We start from the raw sequence: 26557 nt of genomic DNA on the forward strand, positions 1-26557 counted from the left end.
GCCGGGGCGAGAAGCCTGATGCGCGGCATGTCGCGGCCCCGCTTCAGCGGACGTCGGGCCGGCGGCCCGCGTCGTGGTCCATGCCGATCACGAACCGGCTGAAACGCCAGCGCCCGTCGTCGTCCTTGCGCGCGCGCACGATCTCCAGGCGCGCTTCGTCATCGGCCCCGCCCCAGCGCTCGAAGCAGTCCTGGATGGCGAGCCGGTCCACCAGGCCCTGGGCGCCGGCGCCCGCCGAGGCGCACGCGGCGATCGACAGGCGGGCCAGCGCATGCCAGCCGGCGGGCGTGCCGGTAGCTTGGCTCATGAATGAGTCTTCCCGTTCGGTTGGATGGGCGAGCCGGCCCGGCGACCTGGCGCCGTCGCGCTCAGAAGCGGTGCGTCATGCCCAGACCGACAACCGTCTGGGTCGACTTCGACGACGGCCCTTCGAGGTACAGCGCCGCGACCTGGTTGGTGCCGCTGGCGCGCTGATGCAGCACCCGAAGGTAGACGTCGGTGCGCTTGCTCAGGTAGTAGTCCAGGATGCTGTAGGCGGTGTTCCAGGTGGAGCCGGCCATGCGCGTGTGGTTGAAGCCGGCGCCGGGCCGCAGGCCGACGTCGTTCGGGTCGCGCGTGAAGCCGAGCGCGGTCGTGCGCATCTTTTCCGTCCGGCCGAGGGCCTCGAGTCTGGTGTTCGTGTGCTGTCCCAGGACTCGCCAGCCGGCGATGTCGTAATACGCCCCCAGACCGAGCACGGTGTTGTTCGACAGGACCGTCTTTGTCGCCTGATTGGCGTAGCTGACGCCGAACAGCCGGTCGATGCCGGTGTCGCCGAACGGCCGCAAGGTCAGCCCCTCGATCTTCAGGTACGCCATCGACACCCGCAGCGGGCCCTGGATGTAGTTCAGCGATGCGCCCACCGATTTGCCGCTGTTGGTCGTCGAGCTGCCGTCTTCCTGCGGGCTGTACATCAGGCTGCCATTGACGCCGTCCAGGGTCGGCGAGCGGTATTTGATGACGTTGTTCACGTACACCCCGGCCGTGCGGTCGTAGTTGCCCACGTGCACGCCCGTCACCGAGTTGAACCGGGGCGGATCGACGGCCACCAGGTCGACGATGGTGTCGTATTGCCGGCCGATGGTCAGGGTGCCGTAGCGCGTCGAGCTCAATCCAACCAGCGCCTGACGGGAGAATCCGTTGGCCACGCCGGTGTCCACGGCGATGCTCTGCTCCATTTGATAGATCGCCGCCAGGCCGCCGCCGAGATCCTCCCGGCCGCGCAGGCCCCAGTAGCTGGGCTCGTGTCGTGTTTCGACCTTCTTGCGACTGCCGCCGCCGATGTTGCTGTTGTACGTGGTGCCGACGTCCAGGACGCCATAGATGCTGACGCTTCCCTGGCTGAAGGCGGGGCTGGCGGCCGAGGCGCCAACCAGGGCTGCGGTGAGGATGTCTCTTTTGATTTTCATGTTGGCCTCGGTGAATGCGGCTCAGCGCTGCGTGGTGGAAGCAAGAAACTCGAGGAGCACGGCATTGAAGGCTCGGGGCTGTTCCCAATTGGCGGAATGCCCGGCGCCATCAATGACACGCGTACGGCTGTCGGGGAACGCTCGAGCGATTTCGAATGCCAAGGCCGGTGGCGTGTACAAGTCCGCGTCGCCCGTCATCAATAGAACCGGCATGCGCAGCGTTTTCAGCGCCTCGAGCGTGAGCCTGTTTTCGAGCGTGGGACGCGCCGATGCCTGTGCCGCAGGATCAATGGCATTGGCCCGTTCGATCGCGAGCCAGGCGGCAACGCCGCTCGGGCAGCTGGCCCGGTATTGCGGTCCCAGTTCGCGGAACTCGGACGGCAGTTGGTTCAAAATGGCAGGGCGCAGTGCGGAGCTGCGTTTCATGTAGTCCGCATCGGCTATGGCGACGAGGCTGCCGGCGATCGTCAGGCTCAGCAGCCGATCGGGATGCGAGAGCGCGAAATCGGTGGCGTAGATGCCGCCGGCGGCAACACCGACGGCGTGAAACCGGCGGACCTTCAGTGCATCGAGCAGCTGCAGCAGGTCGCTCGCTGCCGGCGGCGCTGCTCCGGGCCCGGAGTCCGATCCCGCATGGCCCCGTCGCGAATAGCCGATCACGCGATAACCGGCGCCTGCCAGTGCCGGTTGTTGCCGGGTCCAGCTCATGAGGTTGCCGGTTCCCGGGTGCAGCAGCACGACGGCCGGGCCATTGCCGCCCGTGTCCCAGTAGCGCAACCGGGCGTCGCCGATGCTCAGCGTTCCTTCGACGACGCTTGCCTGCGCAAGGACCTCCGCTTCATCGCACGCCGGCTCGCTGGCCCGGGCGGGAAGGGTGACTGCCGTGGCCATCGCCGCGATCACGGCTGCAATGCAGGATTCGGCAACGTTCGAGCGCAGGGACATGGGGTGGCCTCGCAATGGCTGCTTGTGTCAGCGATGCGAGGTTAATCAACCGATTTCGAAGGCACGCCTCAGGCATTGCAATGCAGCCTTTCGTGAATCGCACGACGGCAGCGACCGCGTGCCTGCGCTCGCAGGCCGCGGGAGAGGGCGCAGGTTCAGCCCGCCAGCCGCCGCGACTCGGCCGGGCCGCGGAAGATGAGCGGCTGCTCGGCGACACCGGCTTCGGCGCGCGCCACCGCCTCGGTGATCAGGCCGTGCTGCGGGCTTTTGGGGCACACCGGGTCGGCGGCCTCGGGGTCGTGGGCGACGAGCCAGGCCTGGCAGCGGCAGCCGCCCAGGTCTTCTTCCTTCTTCTCGCAGCTCGCGCAGGGCTCCTTCATCCAGCCGGTGCCGCGGTAGCGTGCGAAGCCTTCGCTGTCGAACCAGACCGAACGCAGCGACATCTCGCGCACGTTGGGGAAGGCCAGCCCCGGCAGCATCTTCGCCGTGTGGCAGGGCAGGGCGGTGCCGTCGGGCGTGACGGTCAGGAACATGCTGCCCCAGCCGTTGACGCACTTCTTGGCCCGGCCTTCGTGCCAGTCGGGCGCGACGAAGAAGAGCCGCATCTCGTCGCCCAGCTTCGTGCGCCAGGCGTCGGTGACGGCTTCGGCGTGGCGCAGCTGCTCGCGTGTCGGCAGCAGCTGCGCGCGGTTCAGGTAGGCCCAGGAGTAGTACTGCGTGTTCGCCAGCTCGACGTACTCGGCGCCCAGCCGGTGCGCCATCTCGATGATGCGGTCGACGTGATCGATGTTGAGCCGGTGCAGCACGACGTTCATCACCATCGGCCAGTCGTTGGCGCGGATCGTCTCGGCGACACGCTGCTTCAGCTCGAAGGTCTTGGTGTGCGACAGGAAGTCGTTGGTCTCGCGCGTCGAGTCCTGGAACGACAGCTGCACGTGGTCCAGCCCGGCGGCCTTCAGCGCTGCGGCACGTTCGGGCGTCAGGCCGACGCCCGAGCTCAGCAGGTTGGTGTAGTAGCCCAGGCGGTGGGCTTCGGCGACGAGTTCCTCGAGGTCCTCGCGCAGCAGCGGCTCGCCGCCGGAGAAGCCGCACTGCACGGCGCCGAGTTCGCGGCCCTCGCGCAGCACCCGCAGCCAGTCGGCGGTGGAGAGTTCCCCGGGCTGCGCGGCGTAGTCGACCGGGTTGTAGCAGAACACGCAGTGCAGCGGGCAGCGGTAGGTGACCTCGGCCAGCAGCCACAGCGGCGGGCCCGGGCGCGGCGCCGTCATGCGCTGTCCCAGGCCAGCCAGCGGCGCTCGCCGGCCATCGAGACGAAAGCCAGCACGTCGGCGGCGAGTTCGGGCGCCGCGAAGACGGCTTGCAGTTCGGCGGCGATGTCGGCGATGCGGCGTTCACCGTCGCAGCGCTCCAGGATCGCGCCGGCGCTGCCGTTGAGCTTGACCATGCCCTCGGGGTAGAGCAGCACGTGGCAGCCCTGCGCCGGCTCCCACTGGAAGCGGAAACCGCGTGCCAGGCGCGGGCGGCTGTCCAGCGTCGCGGTGCTGGCGCTCATGCCGTCACGCCGTAACGCTGCGCCATCGCGTCGTTCATCGCCCAGAGGATGTCGAGCTTGAACTGCAGCACGTCCAGCGCGCGTTGCTGCTGCGCCTGCGTCGTGAAGTGCGCCAGCGTGATCGCCAGCCCCTGCTCGACGTCGCGCCGGGCCTGGCTGACGCGGTTGCGGAAGTAGGCCAGGCCCTCGGGCTCGATCCAGCGGTAGTGCTCGGGCCAGGTGGCCAGGCGCTGTTTATGAATCTCCGGCGCGAAGAGCTCGGTCAGCGACGAGCACACCGCCTCCTGCCAGGGCGCACGGCGCGCGAAGTTGACGTAGGCGTCGACGGCGAAACGCAGCGCCGGGATGACGTGGCGTTCGTCCAGCACCTCCTCGCGCGTCAGCCCGACGGCCTGGCCCAGGCGCAGCCAGGCCTCGATGCCGCCGGGGTCGCGCAGGCCGCCGATCTCGAAGCCGTCGTGGTCGAGGATGCGCTGCACCCAGCCGCGCCGCACCTCGCGGTCGGGGCAGTTGGCGAGGACGGCCGCGTCCTTCAGGGGAATAGCCACCTGGTAGCAGAAGCGGTTGGCGACCCAGCCGCGCACCTGCTCGGGCGTCGCGCGCCCGGTGTTCAGCATGACGTTGAACGGGTGATGGATGTGATAGGCCTTGCCGCGCTCGCGCAGCCGGGCCTCGAACTCGTCGCGGGTCCAGGGTGTGGTCATGGCGTGCTCAAGGTTCGACGGTCTGGCCGTCCTCGCAGACCTCGACGCCGCGGCGTGCCAGCTCGGCGCGTTCGGGCGAGTCCTCGTCGAGGATCGGGTTGGTGTTGTTGACGTGGATGAGCAGGCGCCGCGTGCGCGCCGGCAGCCGGTCCAGCCACTCGAGCATGCCGCCGGGGCCGGACTGCGGCAGGTGGCCGATGTCGCGCGCCGTCTTCTTCGACAGGCCCAGGCGGATCATCTCGTCGTCGGTCCAGAAGGTGCCGTCGACGAGCACCGCGTCGGCGCTGCACATCAGGTCGAACAGCGGCGGCGTGATCTCGCCCAGCCCCGGCGCGTAGAAGGCGCTGCGCCCGCGCCGCGTGTCCTCGATGACCACACCGACGTTGTCGCCGGGCACCGGCGCGTCGCGGTGCGGCGAGTAGGGCGCGGCCTTGCTCGCCAGCGCGATGGCGCGGAACTGCAGGCCGGGCACGCCGGGCATCGTGAACGCGCGGCCGTCGGGCTCGACCCCGTGGCGTTCGACGCCGCAGAAGTGGCCCAGCACCCGCAGCAGCGGCAGGCCTTGCGTCAGGTCCTCGGCCACCGGGTCGGTGCACCACAGCGGCAGCGGCAGTCCGCGCTCGCGCAGCATCAAGAGCCCCGTCGCATGGTCGACCTGGCCGTCGACCAGCATCACCGCGGCGATCGCCGTGTCGCGTTGGCCGCGCGCCGGCTGCAGTACCGGGTTGGCTTTGATCTGCTGCAGCAGGTCGGGCGAGGCATTGAACAGCACGCCGTCAGCGCCGCCATCGGGTGCGACGAAGATCGAGGACTGCGTGCGCGGCCGGGCGCGCAGCGTGCCGCGGCGCACGCCGTCGCACTGGCGGCAGTTGCAGTTCCACTGCGGGAAACCGCCGCCGGCGGCCGAGCCGAGGATGTGGATGCGCATGGTGCGATGCGGGGAGGCCGGCGCAGGGCGCCGGCCGGCGGCGTCAGCGCGCCGCGACGTACAGGGTGATTTCGAAGCCGAAGCGCCAGTCGATGGCGGTCGGGGTCTGCCATTGCGGGGTCTGCATCGTGTGTCTCCTTCGAAGCATGGGCACGCACCGGACGGTGCGCGCGGGACTCGTGTTCCCGTGGACCATGGTCGCCGCGTGGCCGCCGCGCTCACAGCCCCCCGGTCATGAATCGGCCCTCGTGAAATTCATGAAACTCCCCTGGTGTTGGCCGCGGCGCTGGACAGAATGGGCCGGGTGATGGCCGAGCCGACGCCCCTGTTCCCCGAGACCGCGCCGCGCCGCGTGCACGAGGGGGTGACGGGCGACGGCCACGTGCTGGCGCTGCGCGAATGGGGCGCCGCCGGCGGCCGCCCGGCGCTGGTGCTGCACGGCGGGCCGGGCTCGGGCGGGTCGGCGCTGCTGGCGCGTGTCTTCGACCCGGCGCGCTGGCGCGTTCTGGTGCCCGACCAGCGTGGCGCAGGCGCGAGCCGCCCACGCGGCGCGACGGTGCGCAACACCACCGAGCATCTGCTCGCCGACCTGCGCACGCTGCGGCATGAACTCGGCATCGCACGCTGGACCGTCGTCGGCGGTTCCTGGGGCGCGACGCTGGCCCTCGCCCATGCGGCCGACGAACCCGGGGCCGTCGACGCGCTGCTGCTGCGCTCGGCCTTTCTCGGCCGCGGCGAGGACCTCGCCGCCTTCTTCGACGCGTCGCTCGCGCCGGCCGCCTGGGCGGCGCTGGTCGACGCGGCCGGCGTGCCGGCCGGGGCCGCCGTGCCGGAGCTGCTGGCGGCGCTGCAGCAGGCGCTGCACGGCGAACACGCCGAGGCCGCCGCGCTGGCCTGGCGGCGCTGGGAGCGTGCGCTGTCCTCGTCGGCCGGCGACCGCGGCCCGGTGCAGGGCGAAGACGCCGCCGCGCTGGCCGACCGCTACCGCGTGCAGGTGCACTACCTGCGCCATGGCTGCTGGCTGCGCGAGCGACCGCTGCTGACGCGCTGCGCCGCCGTGCCCGCGGTGGCGACGCTGCTGCTGCACGCCGACGACGACCGCGTCTGCCGCCCCGAAGGCGCGCGCTCGCTCGCCGCGGCGCTGCCCGGTGCTGCGCTGCGCTGGGTGCCGGGCGCCGGCCACGACCCGGCGCACCCGGCGATGGCCGCCGCCAGCGTCGGTGCGCTCGCGGCGCTGGCCGCGCGGGGCGACTTCGGCGGCGGCGCATGACGCTCACCGCCCAGATCCGGTTCATCGTCGGCGGCCTGACGCTGCTCTTCGCCGTGGCCGTCGTGCTGCTGCAGGGCTGGGTGCTGCGTGCCTCGGTGCACGAGGAGGTCGTCGCCGCCAACCGCGTCGCCGCGCAGCTGCTGCACCGCACGGCGCTGCGCTACGCGGCCCAGGGCACGCCGGCGATGCTGGCCTATCTGCAGGGCATCGGCCGCATCCGCAGCAACGACCTGACGCTGTACGAAGGCGACGGCACCGTGCTCTACCGCTCGCCGCCGTCGCCGTACAAGGCCGGGCGCGACGCGCCGGGCTGGTTCGAGCGCCTGATCGCGCCGCGGCCCGCGCTGCAGGCGGTCGACTTTCCCGACGGCCGGCTGGAGGTGCGCTCCAACGCCTCGCGTGCGGCGCTCGACGCCTGGGACTATCTGGTCCGCCTGGTTGCCGGCGCGGCCGTGCTGCTGCTCGTCGTCAACGTGCTCGTCGACCTGCTGGTGCGGCGCACCGTGCGGCCCTTCGGCCGCATCGTGCAGGCGCTGGAGGCGCTGCAGGCCGGGCGTTTCGACGTCGTGCTGCCGCCGCTGCCCGGGCGCGAGGCCGGCGCCATCGGCGAGGCTTTCAACCGCATGGTCGGCGAGGTCGCGCAGCGCCTGGAGAGCGAACGCCGGGCGCTGCGCGCCGAGAACGAGCTGTCGGACCGGCGCGAACTCGCGCGCTGGGTCGACCGCCAGATCGAGGACGAGCGCCGGCGCATCGCGCGCGAGCTGCACGACGAGTTCGGCCAGTCGGTGACGGCGATGCGTGCGATCGCGCTGTCGATCGCCCAGCGCCCCGGCGCCGACGCCGACACGGCGCAGGCCGCGCGCCTGATCGCCGGCGAAGCCTCGCGGCTGTACGACGCGATGCACGGCATCATCCCGCGGCTGGCGCCGCTGGTGCTGGACGCCTTCGGCCTGGCCGAGGCGCTGGACGACCTGGCCGAACGCACGCGCGCCGCGCATGCCGGTGTCGCCGTCGAGGTGGCGGTCGAGCTCGGCGCGCTGCGCCTGGCGCCCGAGGCCGCGCTGGCGCTGTACCGCGCGGCGCAGGAGGGCCTGACCAACGCGCTGAACCACGGCGGCGCGCGCCGCCTGGTGCTGCGGGTCGGCGCCGACACCGACACGCTGACGCTGCGCCTGCGCGACGACGGCCGCGGCCTGCCCGACGGCGGCGCGCCGCGTGCCGGCCACTACGGCCTGCGCTGGATCGCCGAACGCGCCGAGGCGCTGGGCGGCACGGTGACGCTGGCGCCGGCGCCCGGCGGCGGCGCCGAACTGAGCCTCGTCCTGCCGCGCGCCGCGGCCGAGGCCGCCCCCGAACCCGCGAGCGCCGAAGCGCCGCTTGACCCGAGGCCCGCATGACCCGCGTGATGCTCGTCGACGACCATGCGCTGGTGCGCATGGGTTTCCGCATGCTGCTGGCCAACGCCGGCGTCGAGGTCGTCGGCGAATGCGACAGCGGCGAGGAGGCCTGCAGCGTGGTGCCGCGGCTCAGGCCCGACGTCGTCGTGATGGACCTGGCGATGCCCGGCATGGGCGGCCTGGACGCCGTGCGCCGCCTGCTGGCGCAGGACCCGAAGCTGCGCATCCTGGTGCTCTCGGCGCACGAGGACACCGCGCACCCGCAGCGCGTGCTGCGCGCCGGCGCGCTGGGCTACCTGAGCAAACGCGCCGCGCCCGAGGCGCTGATCGCCGCGGTGGCCGCGGTCGCGCGCGGCGAGGCCTATGTCGACGCCCAGACCGCACGGGCGCTGGCGATGGTGCAGGTCAAGGGCGACCCGAGCCCGGCCGAGGCGCTGAGCGAACGCGAGTTCTCGGTCTTCCTGCAGCTGGCGCGCGGCCGCAGCGTCGCCGAGATCGCCGAGGACCTGAAGCTGTCGACCAGCACCGTCGGCACCCACCTGTACCACGTGAAGCAGAAGCTGGGTGCCGGCAACCAGTCGGAGCTGACGCTGGTCGCACTGCGCTGGGGACTCATTCAGGTGTAGCGCCGCGGGTAAACCCGATTCCCCGGCACGCGTGTTGCCGGACATTGGGCGTGGGCGGCAGGGTTGTGACGCCGCCAGCGGGGTGCGAGATGCGCGCGACGACGGCGGCTTGGATCGTGGTGGCCTGGACGGCCGCGGCGCAGGCCGCCGATCCGCCGGCGATCGGCGAGGTGCTGGAACACTCGCAGCAGCAGCGGCTGGACGCCTTCCACGTTGCCCCCGACGGCCCGCGTGCGGCCGCCGTGCGCGCCAGCTTCGAGCGCCTGCGTGGCGTCGCCGCACCCGGCGTCCAGGTCGAGCTGCGTGTGATCACCGGCGAGACGATCGCCGAGACCCTGCAAGGCCACGTCATCGTCGCCCACGAGCGCCTGGCCGACCTGCCCGAAGGCCAGAGGACCTTCGTGCTCGCGCACGAGCTGGGCCACGTCGTGCGCGAGCACTGGGCGGCGATGGGCGGCGTCTACCGCCGCTGGGTGCCCGGCGAGGTGACGCCCGAGCGCACCGACCCGGTGGCCGGCGCGCTGGGCCGCGACGCCTCGGCGCTGGCCCACCGCCAGGAGTTCGAGGCCGACGCCTGGGCGCTGGAGATGCTGGGCCGGATGGGTTTCGCCAGCGAGGACGCGGTCGGCGCCTTCCTCAGCCTGGGCATGCAGCCCGACACCGCGACGCACCCGGCGACACGCAAACGGGTCGCGGCGCTGCGCGCGCTGATCGCCGAGCGTGCCGCGGCGCGCTGAAGGCCTTCAGTCGCCGACGCGGAAACTCGTCACCGCGGTGCCCAGCCGGTCCGACTGGCCTTCCAGCGACTTGGCCGCGGCGGCCAGCTGCTCGACGAGCGCGGCGTTCTGCTGCGTCATCGTGTCGAGCCGGCCGATCGCCTCGCTGAGCTGGCCGATGTCCTGACCTTGCGTGCTGCCGGCCTCGGCGATGTCGCCGATCAGCGCCGAGACACGCGCGATGCTCGTGTGCACCTCCTGCATCGTGCGCCCGGCCTCGCCGACCAGGCGCGCGCCGTCGCCGACCTGGGCCGACGAGGCCTCGATCAGCGTCTTGATCTCGCGCGCCGCGGTCGAGCTGCGCTGCGCCAGCGCCCGCACCTCGGAGGCGACGACGGCGAAGCCGCGGCCCTGTTCGCCGGCGCGCGCCGCCTCGACGGCCGCGTTCAGCGCCAGCAGATTGGTCTGGAAGGCGATGCCGTCGATGACGCCGACGATCTCGCCGATGCGCGCGGCGCTGGCGTGGATCTCGTCCATGCGCTGCACGACGCTGCGCATCGTCGACGCGCCGCGGTCGGCCACGGCGCTGGACTCGGCGACCAGCGTGCGCGCCGTCGCCGTGTGCTCGGCGTTGCGCTGCACGGCGTCGGCCAGCTGCTGCATCGAACTGGCGGTCTGCTGCAGCGCGCCGGCCTGGCTTTCGGTGCGGTCGGACAGGTCGACGTTGCCGCTGGCGATCTCGCGCGAGGCCTCGCCGACGCTGCCGGCGGCCAGGCGCACCTCCATCACCATCGTGCGCAGCTTCTTGCGCATGCCGTTGAGTTCGGCACGCAGCCAGGCGATCTCGTCGCGGCCGGGCGACTCGATCTTCGTCTCCAGGTCGCCGGCGGCGATGCGCGAGACGCAGTGCACCGTCGGCTCGACGGTGACGCGGATGCTGGCGCGGATCGCCCAGCCGGTGAGCGCCGAGGCCACCGCGCCGAAGCTCGCCAGCGACGCGACCAGCAGGTTCGCCGGGGTCGTCAGCAGGGCTTCGACGGCCAGCACGGCGAACAGCGCGAAGCTGAGCGCGAAGCCTATCGTCACGCGCTGCACCAGGCTGACGCGGCGAATCCATTCCATGGCGGCCTCCGGCGCCACCGTGGGCGCTACTGCATGCCTTGTGATCGGCGTGCTGCCGGGCCTGTTTGAGGCCGCCAGCCTCCTGACAAACCCCCGGCGCCGCGGTGTTCGGTCACGCTCGGAGCGTGTCGTGCACCGGCCAGCCGGCGGCCTGGGCGTGCGCGCGCAGCCGCGCGTCGGGCCTTATCGCGACCGGGTGCGTCACCGCCTGCAGCAGCGGCAGGTCGCTGGCCGAGTCGGAATAGAACCAGCTCTCGCCGAAGTCGGCCAGCGTGCGTGCGCCCAGCCCCGCCAGCCAGGCGGCGACACGTGCCGGCTTGTGCTCGCGGAAACAGGGCAGGCCGTCGATCTCGCCGGTCGGCCGGCCTTCGGCGTCCAGCACCGCCTCGGTGGCGACCAGATGCTCGATGCCGAAGGCCCGTGCGAAGGGTTCGGCGACGAAACGCGAGGTCGCGGTGACGACGGCGCACAAGTCGCCGTTGGCCTGGTGCGCGTCGACGATGTCGCGCATCGCGCCCGGCAGGCGCGGCGCGATCTCGGCGGCGAAGGCCTCGCGCCAGGCGCGCAGCTGCGCGGGCGCGTGGGCGGCCAGCGGCGCCAGCACCGCGCGGTGCATCGCGTGGATGTCCAGCGTGCCGGCGACGTACTGGTGGCAGAAGGCGAGGTAACAGGCCTCGGCGTCGGGCGGCAGCGCGCCGCGTGCGACGAGGAAACGTGTCCAGGCCTGGCCGCTGTCGAAGTCGATCAGCGTGTGGTCGAGGTCGAAGAGCGCGAGCCTCATCCGGCCAGCGCCGGGGCGCGGGCCGCGGCGGTGTCGGCGATGTCGGCGACTTCGAGCACGCCGCGCAGCGCGTTGCAGACGACGAGGGCTTCGGCGCGTTCGACGTCGGCGCGCGTCAGCGGCCGTTCGACCGCGTCCCAGGCCGGGTCGGCCAGCAGCGCCGCCCGCTGCACGCCGGCCAGCGCGCCGTCGGCCAGCGGCGGCGTGCACCAGCGGCCGTCGAGCCTCGCGAACAGCGTGCAGCGGCCGCCTTCGACGACGCGGCCGTCGGCGTTGCAGAACAGCGTGTCGAAGGCGCCGGCGGCCTCGGCGGCGCGCACGCCGGCGTCGTAGAGCGCGCGGTCGGTGGTCTTGTGCGCGGCCAGCGGGCGCGGGCCGGGCAGCGGGGTCTCGGCCCAGCGCAGCCGAACCGGGCCGGGCGGCAGCGGCGCCAGCGGCGCGCGCACGACGGTGATGCGGCCGTCGTGCGCCAGCGTCAGCCGCAGGCGCTGGGCGAGGCCGGCACCCGCGGCCGCGGCGGCCTGCAGCGCACGCCGAGCCGCGTCGGCGTCGAGTGCGAAACCCAGCGCGGCGGCGCTGGCCGCCAGCCGCGCGAGGTGGCGCTCCAGCAGCGGCATCCGCCCGTCGGCCTCGGCGCGCACGGTCTCGATCAGCTCGAAACCCGGGTCCAGGCCGGTGAGGAAACGCGCCTTCAGCCGGCACTCGTCGTACTCGTCGTCGGCGCGGCTGTCCTGCACGATGCCGGCGCCGACGCCCAGCGTCAGCGCGCGGGTGCCGCAGGCGTCGGGGGCGGCCAGCGAGAGCGTGCGGATCGCGACCGACCAGCACAGGTCGCCGAGCGCACGCCCGGGCGGCGGCGCGTCGAGCCAGCCGATGGCGCCGCAGTACAGGCCGCGCGGCGTCGTCTCCAGCCCGGCGATCAGGCCCATCGTGTGCAGCTTGGGCGCGCCGGTGATCGAGCCGCAGGGAAAGATCGCGCGCAGCAGCGCCGCTGCGTCGACCTCGGGCCGCAGCCGCGCCTGCACCGTCGAGGTCATCTGGAACACCGTCGCATAGGGCTCGATCGAGAACAGCGCCGGCACCTGGACCGAGCCGACCTCGGCGACGCGGCCGAGGTCGTTGCGCAGCAGGTCGACGATCATCAGGTTCTCGGCGCGGTTCTTGACGTCCAGCGACAGCAGCCGCGCCGTCTCGCTGTCGCCTTCGGGCGCGCCGGTGCGCGGCGCGGTGCCTTTCATCGGCCGCGCGGTGATCACGCCCGCCTCGTGGCGCACGAAGAGCTCGGGCGAACACGACAGCAGGTGCGTCGCCGGCCCGCCCGGCGGCAGCACGACGTAGGCGCCGTAAGCCACCGGCTGGCGCGCGCGCAAGGCGCGGTACAGCGCCACCGGCGCGCCCCAGGCGCGGCCGTGCAGGCGGTAGGTGTAGTTGACCTGGTAGGTCTCGCCGGCGGCGATGGCCTCGTGGATGCGTGCGATCGCGGCGCGGAACTCGTCGCGCGAGACGCTGGGTTCGAGCGCGCCGACGCCGGCCGCCTGGTCGGCGCCGGGCTGGGCGGCCAGCCAGGCGTCGGCCTGCTCGCGCGACAGGCGTTCCAGCCGGCGGAACATCAGCACGCGCAGGCTGGCCCCGTCGTCGGCCGCCAGCCGCGCCGTGCCGGCGCGCTGCAGCTTCGCACCCCACTCGTAGTCGGCCAGCAGCAGCGCGTGCAGCCCGGCGCGCTGGTCGGCCGCGACGGCGTCCCAGGTCGCGTCCAGCGTCGCCGGGTCGGTGCAGCGGTGCTCGTGCACGAAGCCGGTGTAGAGCCGGCTCGTAGTCGACGCCGGCGTGGCGTCGCGGTCGTCGAGCAGCGCGCAGACGTCCATCGTGGCTCTCAGGACCAGTCGTCCATGTCGTGTTTGATCTTGTGGCGATTCGCGATGAGTTCGTCGACCGACGGCTCGTCGTTCAATGCTCGCTTGATCGCCAGCTTCGTCGCCTCGTAGTTGGTGCGGTACATGTCGCGCTTGTCCAGGTTCGGGTCCTGGGCGCAGCGCGGGTCGATCCAGACCAGGCTGACGATGCACAGCTCGTGGGCCATCTCGCGCGGGATCACGTTCTCGATCAGGCAGTCGACCACCGCGTCGGCGGTGGCGCTCTGCACCACGCCGCCGAAGAGCTCGATGTTGGCGCTGTCCTTGAGCGTCACCTTGGGCACCATGATCGTTGCCGGGCGCACGAGCTGGTTGCAGGCGCGGATCGCGAACATCGCCGTGTGGCCCTTGCTCTGCGCCATCATGTTGGCGAAGGCCTGGCCCACCGGGCCGTCGGTGCGGCCGATCAGGATCTCGGGCATCGCGTCGGTGAACTGGCCGTCTTTGGCCAGCACGGTGGCTTCGCCGGCGTGGAAGAGGTAGTCGCGGGGCATCGTCGGTTCTCGCGGTCGTCGAAGAAGAGGGTCAGCGCACGGCGATCCACTCGCCCAGCCCGCCGGCGGCGAGGTCGCCGCGGTGGCGCACGATGCCGCGCCGGGGCAGGTCGGCGAAGGGGCCGCCGTGCCGGGCGAGGTCGCGCGCGAGCAGTCGCCAGAATACCGTCACGTCGTCCTGCGCCGGCACGAAGCTGGGCGCGGGCGGGCCGGCGTCGGGGTTGCCGAGCACGACGACGCTGCCGCGGCGCATGCCGTAGCCGGCGTGCACGCCGCTGCGGCCGGCGATCGCCACCGTGCCGGCCACCAGCCGCGACGCCGCCCAGTCGCCGGCATTGCCGAAGACGACGAGCGTGCCGCGGCGCATGCGGTCGGCCAGGCGCGCACCGGCGTCGCCGCGCACGACGAGCGTGCCGCCGCGCATGCCGTCCAGGCTGCCGGGCAGCGGGCCGGCGCAGAACTCGCCGACGTGGCCGTGGATCTCCAGCGTGCCGCCGCGCATCTCGCAGCCGGCCAGCGCGCCGGCGTCGCCGCGCACGTCCAGCGTGCCGCCGGCCAGACCCGCGCCGGCGTGGTCGCCCGCCGGGCCGTCGACGAGCAGCCGGCCGGCGGCCATCTGCCAGCCGATGCGGTCGCAGCGGGCGGTGTCGCCGGCGATCACCAGCGCCTCGTCGTCACGCGCGGCGACGTCGAAACATTCGCCCAGCGCCAGCGTGCCGCGTCCGTGGCCCAGTGGCAGGCGTGAGATCTCGGCAGCGCCCAGCGTGGCCAGCGCGGCCGGCTGCAGCGCGCGCAGGTCCAGGCGCAGCGGCGGCGGCTGGCGCAGCGTCAGCGTCCAGCCGCTCATCGCGCGCCTCCGGGCAGCAGCTCGTGAAGATGGAAGTGGAAGGGCCCGAGCTTGCCGCCGTAGTTGCCGGCCGAGACGCGCCGCAGCCCGCCGGCGGCGCCCAGCGCCAGCGCGGCGTCCAGCCCGGCTTTCATCGCCGCGGCGACGTCGGCCGCCGACAGGCCGTCGATGACGACTTCCATCACGCAGCCGACCTCGGGCGTCAGCTCGGTCCTGGCCACCAGCCCGACCAGCGACGGGCAGAAGGCGTCGTTGGTCGACGCCGACAGCGCCGGGTACTTGCTGCCGACCTTGGAGCCCGAGCGCACGACGCCGCCCGGGAACGGCATCACGACGTTCGGCACGCGGCGCATCGCGGCGACGGCAGCCTCGGCGGCGGCGAGCGCGGCGTCGGTGTCGCGCGCCAGCAGCAGCAGGTTGCCGCCGCCGACGGCCTTGACCACCGGCGTCGATTCCTGGGCGACGAACTCGCCGTCCATCACCGGCACGCGCCAGTGGCGCTGGCCGCCGATCTGCTTGGCGATCTGCCAGCCGTCGCCGAAGAAACGCAGGTTTTTGCCCAGCGCCACCGGCTCGCCGTCGGCCAGCCCGGCGTAGACCGCGGTCGTCGGGCAGGTCAGGATGCACTGGCCGACGCGGCGCTCCAGCTGCTTGGCCAGCTCCTTGCCCGACATCGCGAAGAACAGCAGCGCGACGCCGGGGCGACCGTCGGGGGTCTCCTCGGGCGACAGCCGGCGTTCGATGCCGGCTTCGCAGCCGCAGCCGATGACCGAGGTGGCGAAACCGGTGGCCGCCAGCCCCGCCTGCTCGGCCCAGTGCGGCGTGTGCGCGGTGACGACGATGCGCGTGGCCTTCATCGGGAAGGCTTCGGCGAAGGTGGCGTCGACGACGACGCCGTTCAGCACGACGGCTTCGCTCATCCCTCACTCCCGTCGAACAGCGCCGCCGGCAGCAGCCGCCCGCCGTGGCCGCAGCGGCAGAGTTCGTCGTGCGTGATGCACACGTGGTCGAAGCGCATCGAGCGGTTGTGGTCCCAGTGGCGGCGCAGCGTCTTCTCGATGATCGGGTCGTAACCCGGCTCGACGAAGTGCACGCCGCCGGTCGGCAGCGCGAGCACGCGGCCCGAACGTGCGACCGCGGCGCCGTCCTTGAAGACGTGGGTCGGCGTCGCGAACATCGCCTCCCTGTCAGCTTCGTCGCGGTAGACGGCGATGTCGGCCGCCGCGCCGACGCCCAGATGGCCGCGGTCGGCCAGCCCCAGCAGGCGCGCCGGGCCGGCGCGTGTCATCACCGCGATCTCGTCCAGCGTCAGCTCGCGGCTCATCGAACGCAGCGCGCAGTTGGTGGCCACGTCCGGGTGCAGCCGGGCGAGCTGCTCCTCGCGGAACGAGCGGTCCATCAGCAAGCGGATCAGATGCGGGTAGCTGGTGAATGGGCCGCCGTTCGGATGGTCGGTGGTCAGCACCACCTGCCAGGGGTTCTTCACCAGCAGGAAGAGCTCCAGCCCGATGACCCACTGCAGCGCGTTGACATAGCTTTGCTCGCGGTAGCGGAAGGGCACGACGCCGCAGCCGGCGGTGCATTCGATGTCGGCGCCGACCCATTTGCGTGGCGAGGCCAGATGCGACTGCGCGTGCTGGCGCATCGTGTCGCCCGAGGCGGTGACGGTCTGGCCGAAGATGATCTGGCCGACGTCGATGCTGACCTTCGGGTTCGCGTCTACCGCCTCGGCCAGCGCCAGCGCGGCCGACGAGAACTTCTTAGGTCCGTCCGTGCCATAGGCGTGGAACTGCACGTGCGTCAGGTGTGCCGGCAGGCCTTCGAGCGCTTCGATGGTCTCCAGCGTCGACGCGATGTTGCCGGCCACGCCCAGGTTGCTGCCGTGGATGTGCAGCGGGTGCGGCATGCCCAGCTCGTGCACCGCGCGCGCCAGCGTGCGCACCACCTGGCGCGGCGTCACGCCCCAGTGCACGTGGGCTTCGTCGACGTCGAGCTTCCTCTGGTTGAACTTGAAGGCCGAGATGCCGCCCGGGTTGACGACCTTCACGCCCATCGCCTTGCTGGCGTTGACGGTCCAGGCGACGTAGTCGCGGATCTGCGCGAAGTTGCGCTGCTCGGGGCCGCCGGCGGCCAGCAGTTCGAGGAACAGCTCGTCGCTGCCCAGCATCACGTAGGCGCCGTGGTCGAGCACCGGCATGTCGCCCATCTCCATGTGGGCGTGGCGTGCGTTGCTGGGCACCATCGCCGGCTCGAAGGCGGCGGTGTAGCCCATCTCGACGTAGCGGTAGGCGGTGGCCAGCGTGCCGGGCGTGCTGTGGCCGCAGGACGGCAGTTCCAGCGCATTCGTCGGCAGCGGGATGGGCCCGGCCTCGGCGCGGTGGTCGTCGGTCATCAAGAGCCGCGCCAGATTCACCTTGCCGCCGCCGACGTGCGTATGCAGATCGATGCCACCGGCCATCACGACGCAGCCGCTGGCGTCGACCGTCTCGTCGTGGGGACGACCAGGCTCCGGCTGGACGATGCGGCCACCGACCACGGCGATGTCGCGCACGGTGCCGCTGTTCGGGTTGGCCGGGTCGATGACTTGGCCGTTGCGGATCAGGAGGCTGCTCATCGTGGGTTCCGGACGATTGCCTTGGCAGGGCTGACGCCGGCGTGCTTCAGCAGCAGCGAGCCGCGGTCGCCGGGTGGCCGGTTCCGTTCATGTCCCCCGGCCCGGCAAGCCGGGCCTCCTCCTAATACTTCACTCCACCGGCCACCCGACGCCCGCGGCAGCCACCGGCGTGGCGTGTCGCGAGTGGTGGTGCGCCTGTGCTGTGCCGGAGCCGGGGAGTGGGGCGTGTCCCGCAGCGAAGTATTAGGAGGAGGCGGCGGCCGCAGGCCGGCGCCGGGGGACATGAGCGGAGGGATACGCCCCACTCCCCGGCTCTCACGCCAATGCGGAAACGCGTGCTTCATCGCCTCGCCTCCAGCACCGCCCGCAACAGCGCCTGGGCGACCTGGGCGACCGAGGGCAGGGGGTCGGGGCGCACGGCATGGAGCGGCATCAGCACCGTGCCGTCGGTGCGGAACAAATGGCCGTCGTGGCCGATGCCAGGCGTGGTGACGGGGATGAAGACCGTGCCGGGGCGGCGGCAGGTGGCGGCCTGGGCAGGGTGGCCGAGCACGACCGTCGGCAGATCGGCCGCCGGAGGGCCGGCATCGGGATCGAAGCTGGAGACCCAGAGCAGCGCGTCGACCGCCCCGTCGGCCAGCAGGCGCTCGCTGCCGTAGAGGAAGGGTTCGTGTTCCAGGCCGAGCGCGCTGGCGCGCGTGCGCAGCGGCAGGCCCGCCAGCCAGGTGAAGACCTGGTTGGCGGTGGCGGCGCCGTCGCCGCCGCCGATCCACAGCGCTGCGGCACGGGTCGTTCGGTTCAGGTGGCCGACCGTCGCGTGCACCGCCTCGATCGCCAGCGCCGCCTGCGGCCCCAGGCGCGCCGGGGCACCGACGAAGACCGCGTAGTGCGCGGCGCGCAGCCGCGCGGCCAGGGCCGCGAGTGCGCTGCCGTCGTCAGATGGCGGGCGCGGCACCCAGGTCAGCAGGCGCTGCAGCGTCGCGGCGAGGTCTTCGCCCGGCGCTGCCGGCAGCATCTCGACGCTGACCGTGTCCGAGGCCCAACCGGCCAGCGCCGCGTCGTCGCCGTCCGGTGCGGCAAGGGCGACCGCGTGGCGGCGCGGGCCGTCGCTGTCGCCCAGGCCGCAGCGCCAGGCGGTCAGTGGGGCGAGGTCGGCCGGCACGCCGCCGACGAAGACGATCAGGTCGGCGCGGGTGCGCACTTCGCCGAGCGTGGTGGTGAACTGGCCGCGATCCTGCAGCGCACGCAGACCGGCGAACAAGGCTTCGCCGCCGGCGGCGTCGCTGATGGCGCCGGTGGCGCAGGCCAGCGGGTAGAGCGCACGGGCGCCGGCGACGTCGGTGCCCAGCCCTGCGAACAGCGGCAGCGCCGCGCCGGCCAGGATGGCGGCGGCGGCGGCCAGCGCGGCGTCGTCGGAGGCCGGGCGGCCGTCGATCTCGGCGCGCGTCTGGACCGGGTGGCTGGCGAAACGCGCCAGCCGCGCCTCGGCGCGCGGGCAGCGCTCGCCGGCCAGCGCCAGCGCTTCGCTGCCGGCGCCCAGACGCACGCCGAGGTGGTCGCAAGCCAACGGGCAGAAGGGACAGGTCCACGCGGACGGGGCCGCGGCGAGCTCGCTCATGGCCTGCTTGACGCAACACATGTGCCACCGCACCGTTCCTGCGTGGACGGCCGTCGTCCGGCCAAAAGCGCAACACTGTGTCGCGCTTTTCGTGCCGCGAGTCCCGCCACCACCGGGGCAGACCGTCGTCCCGGCTCTCCGGGTAAACGCCCGGTGGCGGGCCCTGAAACGTGACGCCGCGGGCCCGCCGCGCGGCCCGGCCCGTTCAGCGGCGCGCCGACACCGGTCGTGGCACGAAACGTGAACGCGCGGCGCCCATGCCGAGACCGCTCCGCCCTGCCTACGCCCCCGGCGCCAGCCGGCCGTCGTGCAGCGCGCTCGCGACCAGCCAGGCCTCGGCGCCGGACTCGCGGGCGCGGCGCAGGTCGGCGCCGTTGCGCACGCCGCCGGCGCCGATGAAGTGGGTCGCGGGTGAACGTGCACGCAGCGCGGCCATCGTCTCCAGGTCGGGCCCGGCGTCGCTGCCGACCCGCTCCAGCGTCATCACGATGACCTGGTGCGGCCAGCACTCGGGTGTGTCCCAGGCGCCGGCGGCGTCCAGGCGCTGCGCGCCGCGGCGGTCCAGCGACAGGATGCCGGCTTCGGGCGTCGGGAAGCAGGCGTCCAGCGCCGCGCGCGAGACCAGCGATTCGCTGCCGAACACCGGCCGCACACGCGCCGCCGCGGCGCCGAGCCGCGCACGCAGCGTGGCGGCCGCGGTGGCGTCGGCGAAGCCCGCGTCGAGCCAGAGTTCGACGCCCGGCAGCGCCGCCAGCAGTGCGGCAATCGTCTCGGCCTGCGGCCGGCCGTCGACGATCGCGTCGAGGTCGGCCACGTACAGCGTGGCCGAGGCGCAGGCCCGGCACAGCGCGCGCGCCACGGCCACCGGCTCGTGGCCGTCGACCAGGCGCGAGACCAGCGGCCGGTACGTGCTGCGCTCGCCGCGCCGGGCGCGCACGGCCACGCCATGCATCAGATCGACGACGGGGATCAGCCGCATCGGCAGGCTCCGCAGCAGGACCAAGGGGGCGCGATGACGCGCGTGTTCGTCTACGAGTATCTCAGCGGCGGCGGCCTGGTCGACGGCGACCCGGCCGCCAGCGCGACGCTGCTGCCGATGGGCCAGGCGATGCGCGATGCGATCGTGCGCGACCTGCTGCGCGCGAATCTCGGCGCGGTGACGGTGGCCACCTGTGCCGCCGCCGGCCCGGTGCCCGCCGGCACCCAGGCCGTCTGCGCCGCGCCGGGCGAAGCGCCCGAGGTCTTCGTCGCGCGCCAGGCGGCTCGCCACGACCTGGTCTGGGCCGTGGCGCCCGAGTCCGACGGCCTGCTCGCGGCGATGCAGGCCGCCGTCGGCCGCACCCGCTGGCTGGGCTGCGACGCGGCGGCGATCGCGCTGGCCTCGAGCAAGGGCGCGACGCTGGCGCGGCTGCGTGCCCACGGCATCGCCACGCCGCACGACCTGGCGGACGAAGCGAGCCGCTGGGTCGTCAAACCCGACGACGGCGCCGGCGCGGTGGCGACCCAGGTCTGGACCAGCCGCGCCGCCGCCGCCGCCGACGCTCGCCGGCGCGAGAACGTCGGCGCCGCCGCCTGGCTGGAGCCCTGGGTCGACGGCGAGCCGATGAGCCTGTCGCTGCTGGCACGTGCCGGCCACGCCGAGCTGCTGTCGGTGAACCGCCAGCGCATCGCCGTCGACGGCGACGGCCTGGTGCGCTACGACGGTGTCGACCTGGACTGCGTGTCGCCGAACGACCCGCGCCGCGCCGTGCTGGCGGCGCTGGCCGGGCGCGTGGCGGCGGCGATCCCCGGGCTGTCGGGTTTCGCCGGTGTCGACTTCGTCTGGCATCCGGCGCGCGGGCCGGTGGCCATCGAGGTCAACCCGCGCACGACCTGCGCCTTCGTCGGCCTGTCCGAGCGCCTGGGGCGCTGCCTGGCGGCCGACATCGTCGCCGCGCGCCGGGAGACGCTGCATGCCTGAGGCGGTGATCGGCTGGGACGTCGGCGGTGCGCACGTCAAGGCTGCGCGCTGCGAGGGCGGCGCCGTCGTCGACGTCGTGCAGTGGCCCTGCCCGCTGTGGCAGGGGCTGGACAAGCTCGAGCGTGTGCTCGACGCGGCGCTGGAGCGCTGGCCCGACGCTGCGCACGCCGCGCACGCGGTGACGATGACCGGCGAGATGGCCGACTGCTTCGCCCACCGCGAGGACGGCGTCGCGCGCATCGCCGCAGGCCTGGCCGGCCGCCTGCCGGCGCCACGTTTTTTCGCCGGAGACGGCTGGTGCAGCGCCGCCGAATGCGGCCCGCGCTGGGAGGCCGTGGCCTCGGCCAACTGGCTGGCGACGGCGCGCCACGCCGCCGCCGCGCTGGCGCCCGCGACCGGTCTGCTGGTCGACGTCGGCAGCACGACGACCGACTTCATCGCCTTCGGCGGCGGCCGTGTGCTCGGCCCCAGCCGGCGCGATGTCGACCGCCTGGCCAGCGGCGAACTCGTCTACCACGGCGTCGTGCGCACGCCGCTGTGCGCGCTGGCGCGCCGCATCCCCTGGCGCGGCCGGTCGCTGAACGTGATGAACGAGTTCTTCGCGACGACGGCTGACGTCTACCGCCTGAGCGGCGAACTCGACCCGGCGCACGACCAGCACCCCGCCGCCGACGGCGGCGCCAAGGACGCGGCGGGCAGCCGCGCGCGGCTGGCGCGGATGATCGGCCTGGACGCGCGTGACGCGTCGGACGCCGAGTGGGACGCCTTCGCGCTCGCCTGGCGGGCCGAGCAGGCGGCCGAGCTGCGCCGCCAGCTCGCGCGTGTCGCCGCCGCCCGGAGCCTGCCGCGCGACACGCTCGCGGTGGCCGCCGGCTGCGGCGCTTTTCTCGTGGCCGAGATCGTGCCGCCGGGCTGGCGCGTTCAGCCCTACGTCGGCGCGGTGGCCGCGGTCGCGCCGCAGGCGGCGCCCGAGGCGCGCGCCTGGGCCCAGGTGGCGGCCCCGGCGGTCGCGGTGGCGGCGCTGTTCGAGCGGGAGGCCGGCCGATGTGGGTCGTGAAGATCGGCGGCAGCGTCAGCGAGGACGCGCTGTTCCCCGTCTGGCTGGACCTGCTGGTGCAGCTGGGCGGCGGCCGCGTGACGCTGGTCTGCGGCGGCGGCGGTTTCGCCGACCAGGTGCGCCACGCGCAGGCGCGCTGGCGTTTCGACGACCTCGCGGCGCACAACATGGCGGTGCTGGCGATGGCCCAGACCGCCTACCTCGCGCAGTCGCTGCAGCCGCGGCTGCGGCTGGCCGGCAGCCAGGAGCAGATCCGCGCCGTGCTGCACGCCGGGCAGACGGCGCTGTGGCTGCCGATGGAGTCGATGCGCGATGCGCCGAGTGCGCAGACGAGCTGGGAGATGAGCTCCGACAGCCTGGCGCTGGACCTGGCGCGCCGGCTGAACGCCGAGCGCCTGGTGGTCGTGAAGTCCTGCAGCGTCGACCCCGCTGCGACGCTGGCCGAGCTGGGCCAGCGCGGCGTGCTCGACGGCCTGTTCGCCGGCATCGCACGCGACGCGGCGTTCCCGATCGACGTCGTGCACCGCGCCGAACTCGGCCGGATGCGCGCGCTGCTGCTCGACCCGGGGCTCGCGCTCGGCGCCTGATCAGGCGGCGACGGCCGGCCGCGCCAGCGCCTGCGCCAGCGCGCGCACGCGTGCCGGCTCCAGCGTGCCGCCACGCCCGATGCTGCAGACGGCGCTGCGGAACCCGGCGAACTGCGGCGCCAGCGCCACCAGCCGCGGCAGGTCGGGCGTGCGCAGGGCGCCGGCCAGGCCGACCGGCACGCCGGCGGCACGCGCCGCCTCGACGAAGGCCGCCAGCGCGGCCGGCGGCACCAGGTCGAACAGCGAGCCGGCGTGTTTGTCCGCGGTGTCGGCCATCAGCGCCGGGAAACGCAGTTCCAGCGCCAGTGCCACGAGCGCCATGTCCAGCCCGCGGTCGGCGACGAAGACCGGCACGACGGCGTGGCCGCAGCCGGCCAGTGCACGCAGCCGTGCCGCGGCCCGCGGCCCGGCTTCGATGCCGACCTTGACGAAGCGCACCCCGGTGGCCGCCATTGCCGCAACCCGCGCCAGCAGCGTGGCGGGTTCGTCGTCGGCGGTGTCGCCGATCGTCGCGCTGGTCGCGCCGCCGAAGCCGCAGGCCAGCAGGCGCACGATGGCGGCGACGGTGGCCGTCGGCAGCGCGCCCAGCGCGCCGGCGGACGGGTCCTTGCAGTCGATGAAGTCGGCACCGGCGGCGGCCGCGGCCAGGGCTTCGTGCGGGTCGCGCACGCTGACGAGCAGCTTCATCAGGCGGCCTCGCTGCGGTGGCGCCAGGCGGCGACGGCGTCGAGCAGCCAGCCCCAGGCTTCGAGTTCGGCCGGCCCGGCGGTCTTGTCGATCGCGATCTGCAGGTAACGCATCTCGCTGTCGACCTTGTCCGGCGCCAGCATGAACAGCCGGCTGACCAGCACCGCGCCCTCGACGACTGCCGCCTGCGCGCGGTTGAAGCCGACGAAGGGCGCGTGCGTCGCTTCGTGCAGCGCCGACAGCCTCAGCACCGGGCGTTCGGCGTCGTCGGCCACCTCGTCCAGCCGCAGCTCGACGTGGCGCAGCGCGGCGGCCAGGCGCAGCCCGCGGATGCGCTGGGCGCGTTCCAGCGGCCAGTCGCGCCGTCCGGTCACGCAGCCGGCGAAGACACGCACGTCGGCGACGAGGTTCAGCACCGCGCAGCGTGTCGCGAGGATGTTGTCCAGCGTCGCCGACGGCCGGAACGGCATCAGCACGACGCGGCCGTCGCGGTAACGCACGCCCATCGGCGCGACGTGCGGCCGGCCCTGGGTGTCGACGGTCGTGACGACGGTTTCGAAGATCGGTTCGGTGCTCATCGGTGCTGGCCGCGCACCGGGCGCGGGATCAGGAGGCAGGTGTCGTCCACTCGAGCGACAGCGCATGCAAGCGCTCTGCCAGCGCCGTTTCCAGTTCGGCCGGCGAGGCGACGACCTGGCAGAAATCGAGCTGGCGCAGGCGTTCGACGTTGTCGAGTTCGATGCGCCGCGGGCGCAGTGTCACCCAGTCGTGCGGCGCCTTGGTGACGACCACCGGCTCGGTGTCGCAGGCGAAGACGATGCCCGGAATGCCCAGCTTGCCGGCCTGCGCCAGCATGTTGGTCGGCAGCGTGTCGCTGATGCCGAAGGCGCATTTGGCGACGGTGTTGCTGGTGGCCGGCGCGATGATCACCGTGTGATAGACGTCGGTGTAGAGCCGGCCCACCGGCACCGCGCTGGCGGTCTTGTCGCGCACGATGCGCAGCCCGGGCGGGAAACGCTCGCGCAGCACCGGCAGCGGCCACTGGTACAGGCCCAGCACCTCCTCGGCCGCCGAGGACAGGAACAGGTCCAGCTGCGGCAGCCGCGCCGCCAGCGCCAGCGACTCCTCGAGGTAGTGGCCCGAGCCGGTGATGCACCAGGCGAAACGTGAACGCGGCGCCGGCGGGCTGGCGAAGTCCTCGTCGCCGTCGGCCCGCGCGGACCCCGCCGGCTCAGTCGGGGTGGGAGACCTCGATGTGGAGCTTGTGCAGTTTGCGGTACAGGGTGTTGCGGCTGACATCGAGCGCCTTGGCGACGTTGCTCACGTTCCAGCGATGCTGTTCGAGCAGTTGGAGCAGGACCTGGCGTTCGTTCGCCTGGATGGGGTTGAGCTTGACCGGCAGCGGCTCGGGCGTGGCGGCGGCGGCCGGCGGCGCGGGCGCGACCGGCAGGGCCAGCGCCGGGGGCGCCGCCGCCGCCTGCAGCGACGGCAGGTGCTCGCGCGTGATCGGCCGGCCGTCGGCCAGCGCCGCGGCGCTGCGCAGCACGTGGCGCAGCTGGCGCACGTTGCCCGGCCAAGCGTGCTCCATCAGCAGGCGTTCGGCCTCGGGTGTCAGCGTCGCGTCGCCTTCGGACTCGGCGGCCAGCACCGAACGGATCAGCTCGCGCCGGTCGCTGCGTTCACGCAGCGCCGGCAGCGCGAGTTCGATGCCGGCGAGGCGGTAGTACAGGTCTTCGCGGAAGCGGCCTTCGCGCACCAGCGTCGGCAGGTGGCGGTGGCTGGCGCTGACGAGCTGGAAGTCCACCGGCTGCGTCTCCTCGGTGCCCAGCGGCGTGACCTGGCGTTCGTCGAGCACCCGCAGCAGCCGCGCCTGCAGCTCCAGCGGCATGTCACCGATCTCGTCGAGGAACAGCGTGCCGCCGTCGGCCTGCAGGATCTTGCCGCGCCGGCCGTTGCGCTGCGCGCCGGTGAAGGCGCCGGCGCGGTAGCCGAAGAGCTCGGACTCGATCAGGGTCTCGGGCAGGCTGGCGCAGTTGACGGCGACGAAGGCGCCGCCGGCGTGCGGGCTGCCTTCGTGCAGCGCCCGCGCGAAGACCTCCTTGCCCGAGCCGGTCTCGCCGGTCAGCAGCACCGGCGTGCGCCGGGCGACGACGCGGCGCGCCGTCTCGAGGTGGCGCATGAGGCGCGGGTCGCCGAAGGTCGTGCCGTCGGCGGGGCGGGCACTGCCGCGTGCGGCCGGGCGCGCCGTGTGGGCCGCAGCGGTGGCTGCCGGCGCCACGGCCGGCGCGTGGGGGTCGCTCGCCGGTCGGCGGGCGACGGCGAAAAACCGCAGCGCGGCGTTGGCGCGGTACATCACGACCGGGTGGAACGAGGCCGAGCTGCTGCGCTGCAGCATGTCTTCGAGCGAGGTCTCGAAGAGTTCGTCGAGGCGGCGGTCGCGGATCTCGTCCATGGACTGCAGCCCGAGCTGGAACAGCGCGCTGCGGTTGGCGGCGAGGATGCGGCCGTCCTCGCCGATCGCCAGCTTGCCTTCGTGCAGCGTGTAGACGAACTCCGGCCGGGCGTGGAAGTGCAGCGGGTGCGCGGCGCGGAAACGCGCGTCGAGCAGGCGGTTCTCGATCATGCGTGCCGTCATGCCCAGCAGCACCAGCAGGTGCTGCTGCATCAGGCTGGAGCGGCTGGTGACGTCGAGCACCGCGGCGATCTCGCCTTGCGGGTCGTAGACCGGCACCGCCGAGCAGGTGAGCTGGGCGAACTCGGGGAAGAAGTGGTCCTCGCGCCGCACCGACACCGGCCCGGCGGCGGCCAGGCAGGTGCCCATGCCGTTGGTGCCGGCGGCGGCTTCGCTCCAGCGGCCGCCGACGCGCAGCCCCAGCGGGCCGACCTCGGCGCCGAACTCGGGTGTCGAGACCATGTGCACGATGACGCCGTCGGTGTCGGTCAGCACGACGGCCGACTCGGTGTCGGCGAGCTGCTGGAACAGCGTCGTCATCTCGTAGCGCGCGCAGGCGATGACGTCGGCGCGGCGCGCGCGGCGGTCCTCGAGTTCGGCGCGCGAGACGACGGCCGGTTCGTGGCGGCGTGCCGGGTCGAGCCGGTACTCGTTGACGCAGCGCGTCCAGGACTGCGCGACGACTTCGTTGCCGTCGTGCAGGCCGCCGCGCACCCGTTCGAGGATGCGGTCGGCATGCCGGTGGGCATCCCGCAGGCTGAGGCTCATGCATTGTCTCCGTCGCGCCAAGGGCCGCGGTCGCCGCCGCGGTTTTTTCGATTCTTGGCGACGCGGCACCC

General features: G+C 73.4%; 28 protein-coding genes. 7 read left to right on the forward strand and 21 right to left on the reverse strand.

The features are described 5' to 3' along the window. Window positions 1-43: 43 nt before the first annotated feature. The 8 genes from EV684_RS11260 to pqqA form a co-directional block, all read right to left on the reverse strand. A complete protein-coding gene (locus EV684_RS11260; protein ID WP_132647231.1) occupies window positions 44-307 on the reverse strand; it encodes a hypothetical protein in 264 nt (87 codons plus the stop codon). Between the two features lie 61 nt (window positions 308-368). Then, window positions 369-1448 (reverse strand): porin, encoded by a 1080-nt coding sequence (locus EV684_RS11265; RefSeq protein ID WP_132647233.1) that lies wholly within the window; start codon window positions 1446-1448, stop codon window positions 369-371. Window positions 1449-1469: 21 nt separating this feature from the next. Further along, complete coding sequence (locus EV684_RS11270; protein ID WP_132647235.1) at window positions 1470-2393, reverse strand: alpha/beta fold hydrolase; 924 nt, start codon at window positions 2391-2393, stop codon at window positions 1470-1472. Window positions 2394-2548: 155 nt separating this feature from the next. After that, window positions 2549-3661 (reverse strand): pyrroloquinoline quinone biosynthesis protein PqqE, encoded by a 1113-nt coding sequence (gene pqqE / locus EV684_RS11275; RefSeq protein WP_132647237.1) that lies wholly within the window; start codon window positions 3659-3661, stop codon window positions 2549-2551. Next, a complete protein-coding gene (gene pqqD, locus EV684_RS11280; RefSeq protein ID WP_132647239.1) occupies window positions 3658-3945 on the reverse strand; it encodes a pyrroloquinoline quinone biosynthesis peptide chaperone PqqD in 288 nt (95 codons plus the stop codon). Before pqqD ends, pqqE begins: the two co-directional genes overlap by 4 nt. Further along, window positions 3942-4649: a pyrroloquinoline-quinone synthase PqqC gene (gene pqqC, locus EV684_RS11285; protein ID WP_132647241.1), complete on the reverse strand. Its 708-nt coding sequence runs from the start codon at window positions 4647-4649 to the stop codon at window positions 3942-3944. Before pqqC ends, pqqD begins: the two co-directional genes overlap by 4 nt. A gap of 7 nt (window positions 4650-4656) precedes the next feature. Next, the gene (gene pqqB, locus EV684_RS11290) at window positions 4657-5577 is read right to left on the reverse strand and encodes a pyrroloquinoline quinone biosynthesis protein PqqB (RefSeq protein ID WP_132647243.1); all 921 of its coding nucleotides are present in this window, start codon (window positions 5575-5577) and stop codon (window positions 4657-4659) included. Window positions 5578-5620: 43 nt separating this feature from the next. Continuing rightward, window positions 5621-5725 (reverse strand): pyrroloquinoline quinone precursor peptide PqqA, encoded by a 105-nt coding sequence (pqqA, locus tag EV684_RS11295; RefSeq protein ID WP_200222316.1) that lies wholly within the window; start codon window positions 5723-5725, stop codon window positions 5621-5623. A gap of 159 nt (window positions 5726-5884) precedes the next feature. On the opposite strand from pqqA, the gene EV684_RS11300 reads away from it, so the two are divergent. From EV684_RS11300 to EV684_RS11315, 4 genes are all read left to right on the forward strand, one after another. Further along, window positions 5885-6847, forward strand: coding sequence for an alpha/beta fold hydrolase (locus EV684_RS11300; RefSeq protein WP_242478473.1), 963 nt, complete (start codon window positions 5885-5887; stop codon window positions 6845-6847). Continuing rightward, window positions 6844-8244, forward strand: coding sequence for a HAMP domain-containing protein (locus EV684_RS11305; RefSeq protein ID WP_132647245.1), 1401 nt, complete (start codon window positions 6844-6846; stop codon window positions 8242-8244). The genes EV684_RS11300 and EV684_RS11305 overlap by 4 nt, the downstream gene beginning before the upstream one ends. Then, window positions 8241-8870 (forward strand): response regulator, encoded by a 630-nt coding sequence (locus tag EV684_RS11310; protein WP_132647247.1) that lies wholly within the window; start codon window positions 8241-8243, stop codon window positions 8868-8870. The genes EV684_RS11305 and EV684_RS11310 overlap by 4 nt, the downstream gene beginning before the upstream one ends. A gap of 89 nt (window positions 8871-8959) precedes the next feature. Further along, window positions 8960-9607, forward strand: coding sequence for a M48 family metalloprotease (locus tag EV684_RS11315; protein WP_132647249.1), 648 nt, complete (start codon window positions 8960-8962; stop codon window positions 9605-9607). A gap of 6 nt (window positions 9608-9613) precedes the next feature. Here the strand turns inward: EV684_RS11315 and EV684_RS11320 are convergent, their stop codons facing one another. The 9 genes from EV684_RS11320 to EV684_RS11360 all read right to left on the reverse strand — a co-directional run bounded on the left by EV684_RS11320 (window position 9614) and on the right by EV684_RS11360 (window position 19954). Then, complete coding sequence (locus tag EV684_RS11320) at window positions 9614-10708, reverse strand: methyl-accepting chemotaxis protein (protein WP_132647251.1); 1095 nt, start codon at window positions 10706-10708, stop codon at window positions 9614-9616. Window positions 10709-10820: 112 nt separating this feature from the next. Then, window positions 10821-11489: an HAD family hydrolase gene (locus EV684_RS11325; RefSeq protein ID WP_132647253.1), complete on the reverse strand. Its 669-nt coding sequence runs from the start codon at window positions 11487-11489 to the stop codon at window positions 10821-10823. Next, window positions 11486-13354: an aminodeoxychorismate synthase component I gene (pabB, locus tag EV684_RS11330; protein ID WP_132647255.1), complete on the reverse strand. Its 1869-nt coding sequence runs from the start codon at window positions 13352-13354 to the stop codon at window positions 11486-11488. The genes EV684_RS11325 and pabB overlap by 4 nt, the downstream gene beginning before the upstream one ends. A gap of 8 nt (window positions 13355-13362) precedes the next feature. Next, window positions 13363-13896, reverse strand: a complete 534-nt coding sequence (gene fae, locus EV684_RS11335) for a formaldehyde-activating enzyme (protein WP_132647257.1) — start codon at window positions 13894-13896, stop codon at window positions 13363-13365. Between the two features lie 31 nt (window positions 13897-13927). Next, complete coding sequence (locus tag EV684_RS11340; RefSeq protein WP_132647259.1) at window positions 13928-14743, reverse strand: formylmethanofuran dehydrogenase subunit C; 816 nt, start codon at window positions 14741-14743, stop codon at window positions 13928-13930. Next, a complete protein-coding gene (gene fhcD, locus EV684_RS11345) occupies window positions 14740-15663 on the reverse strand; it encodes a formylmethanofuran--tetrahydromethanopterin N-formyltransferase (protein WP_132647261.1) in 924 nt (307 codons plus the stop codon). The genes EV684_RS11340 and fhcD overlap by 4 nt, the downstream gene beginning before the upstream one ends. Next, complete coding sequence (locus EV684_RS11350; protein WP_132647263.1) at window positions 15660-17357, reverse strand: formylmethanofuran dehydrogenase subunit A; 1698 nt, start codon at window positions 17355-17357, stop codon at window positions 15660-15662. Before EV684_RS11350 ends, fhcD begins: the two co-directional genes overlap by 4 nt. A gap of 340 nt (window positions 17358-17697) precedes the next feature. Continuing rightward, the gene (locus EV684_RS11355) at window positions 17698-18975 is read right to left on the reverse strand and encodes a molybdopterin-binding domain-containing protein (RefSeq protein WP_132647265.1); all 1278 of its coding nucleotides are present in this window, start codon (window positions 18973-18975) and stop codon (window positions 17698-17700) included. A 280-nt stretch (window positions 18976-19255) separates the two neighbouring features. Further along, window positions 19256-19954 carry a HisA/HisF-related TIM barrel protein gene (locus EV684_RS11360; RefSeq protein WP_132647267.1) on the reverse strand — a complete coding sequence of 233 codons (699 nt, stop codon included), beginning with the start codon at window positions 19952-19954 and terminating at the stop codon, window positions 19256-19258. A 33-nt stretch (window positions 19955-19987) separates the two neighbouring features. On the opposite strand from EV684_RS11360, the gene EV684_RS11365 reads away from it, so the two are divergent. The 3 genes from EV684_RS11365 to EV684_RS11375 are packed head-to-tail and all read left to right on the forward strand — an operon-like array spanning window position 19988 to window position 22579. Continuing rightward, window positions 19988-20935: an ATP-grasp domain-containing protein gene (locus EV684_RS11365; RefSeq protein ID WP_132647269.1), complete on the forward strand. Its 948-nt coding sequence runs from the start codon at window positions 19988-19990 to the stop codon at window positions 20933-20935. Beyond that, entirely contained in the window at window positions 20928-21992 is a 1065-nt protein-coding gene (locus EV684_RS11370) for a hydantoinase/oxoprolinase family protein (protein ID WP_132647271.1), read from the forward strand. The genes EV684_RS11365 and EV684_RS11370 overlap by 8 nt, the downstream gene beginning before the upstream one ends. Further along, window positions 21980-22579, forward strand: coding sequence for an amino acid kinase family protein (locus tag EV684_RS11375; protein WP_132647273.1), 600 nt, complete (start codon window positions 21980-21982; stop codon window positions 22577-22579). The genes EV684_RS11370 and EV684_RS11375 overlap by 13 nt, the downstream gene beginning before the upstream one ends. Here the strand turns inward: EV684_RS11375 and EV684_RS11380 are convergent, their stop codons facing one another. Genes EV684_RS11380 through EV684_RS11395 form a run of 4 tightly spaced genes read right to left on the reverse strand, consistent with a single transcriptional unit; the run spans window position 22580 to window position 26486 of the window. Continuing rightward, on the reverse strand, window positions 22580-23266 hold the full coding sequence (locus tag EV684_RS11380) for a (5-formylfuran-3-yl)methyl phosphate synthase (RefSeq protein ID WP_132647275.1): 687 nt from the start codon (window positions 23264-23266) through the stop codon (window positions 22580-22582). After that, window positions 23266-23844 (reverse strand): DUF447 domain-containing protein, encoded by a 579-nt coding sequence (locus EV684_RS11385; RefSeq protein ID WP_132647277.1) that lies wholly within the window; start codon window positions 23842-23844, stop codon window positions 23266-23268. Before EV684_RS11385 ends, EV684_RS11380 begins: the two co-directional genes overlap by 1 nt. A 28-nt stretch (window positions 23845-23872) precedes the next feature. Further along, complete coding sequence (locus EV684_RS11390) at window positions 23873-24565, reverse strand: flavoprotein (protein WP_132647279.1); 693 nt, start codon at window positions 24563-24565, stop codon at window positions 23873-23875. Beyond that, on the reverse strand, window positions 24498-26486 hold the full coding sequence (locus EV684_RS11395) for a sigma-54-dependent Fis family transcriptional regulator (protein ID WP_132647281.1): 1989 nt from the start codon (window positions 26484-26486) through the stop codon (window positions 24498-24500). The genes EV684_RS11390 and EV684_RS11395 overlap by 68 nt, the downstream gene beginning before the upstream one ends. Between the last annotated feature and the right edge of the window lie 71 nt (window positions 26487-26557).

The organism is Rubrivivax gelatinosus, from assembly GCF_004340905.1.
Classification (GTDB): Bacteria; Pseudomonadota; Gammaproteobacteria; order Burkholderiales; family Burkholderiaceae_C; genus Rubrivivax; species Rubrivivax gelatinosus.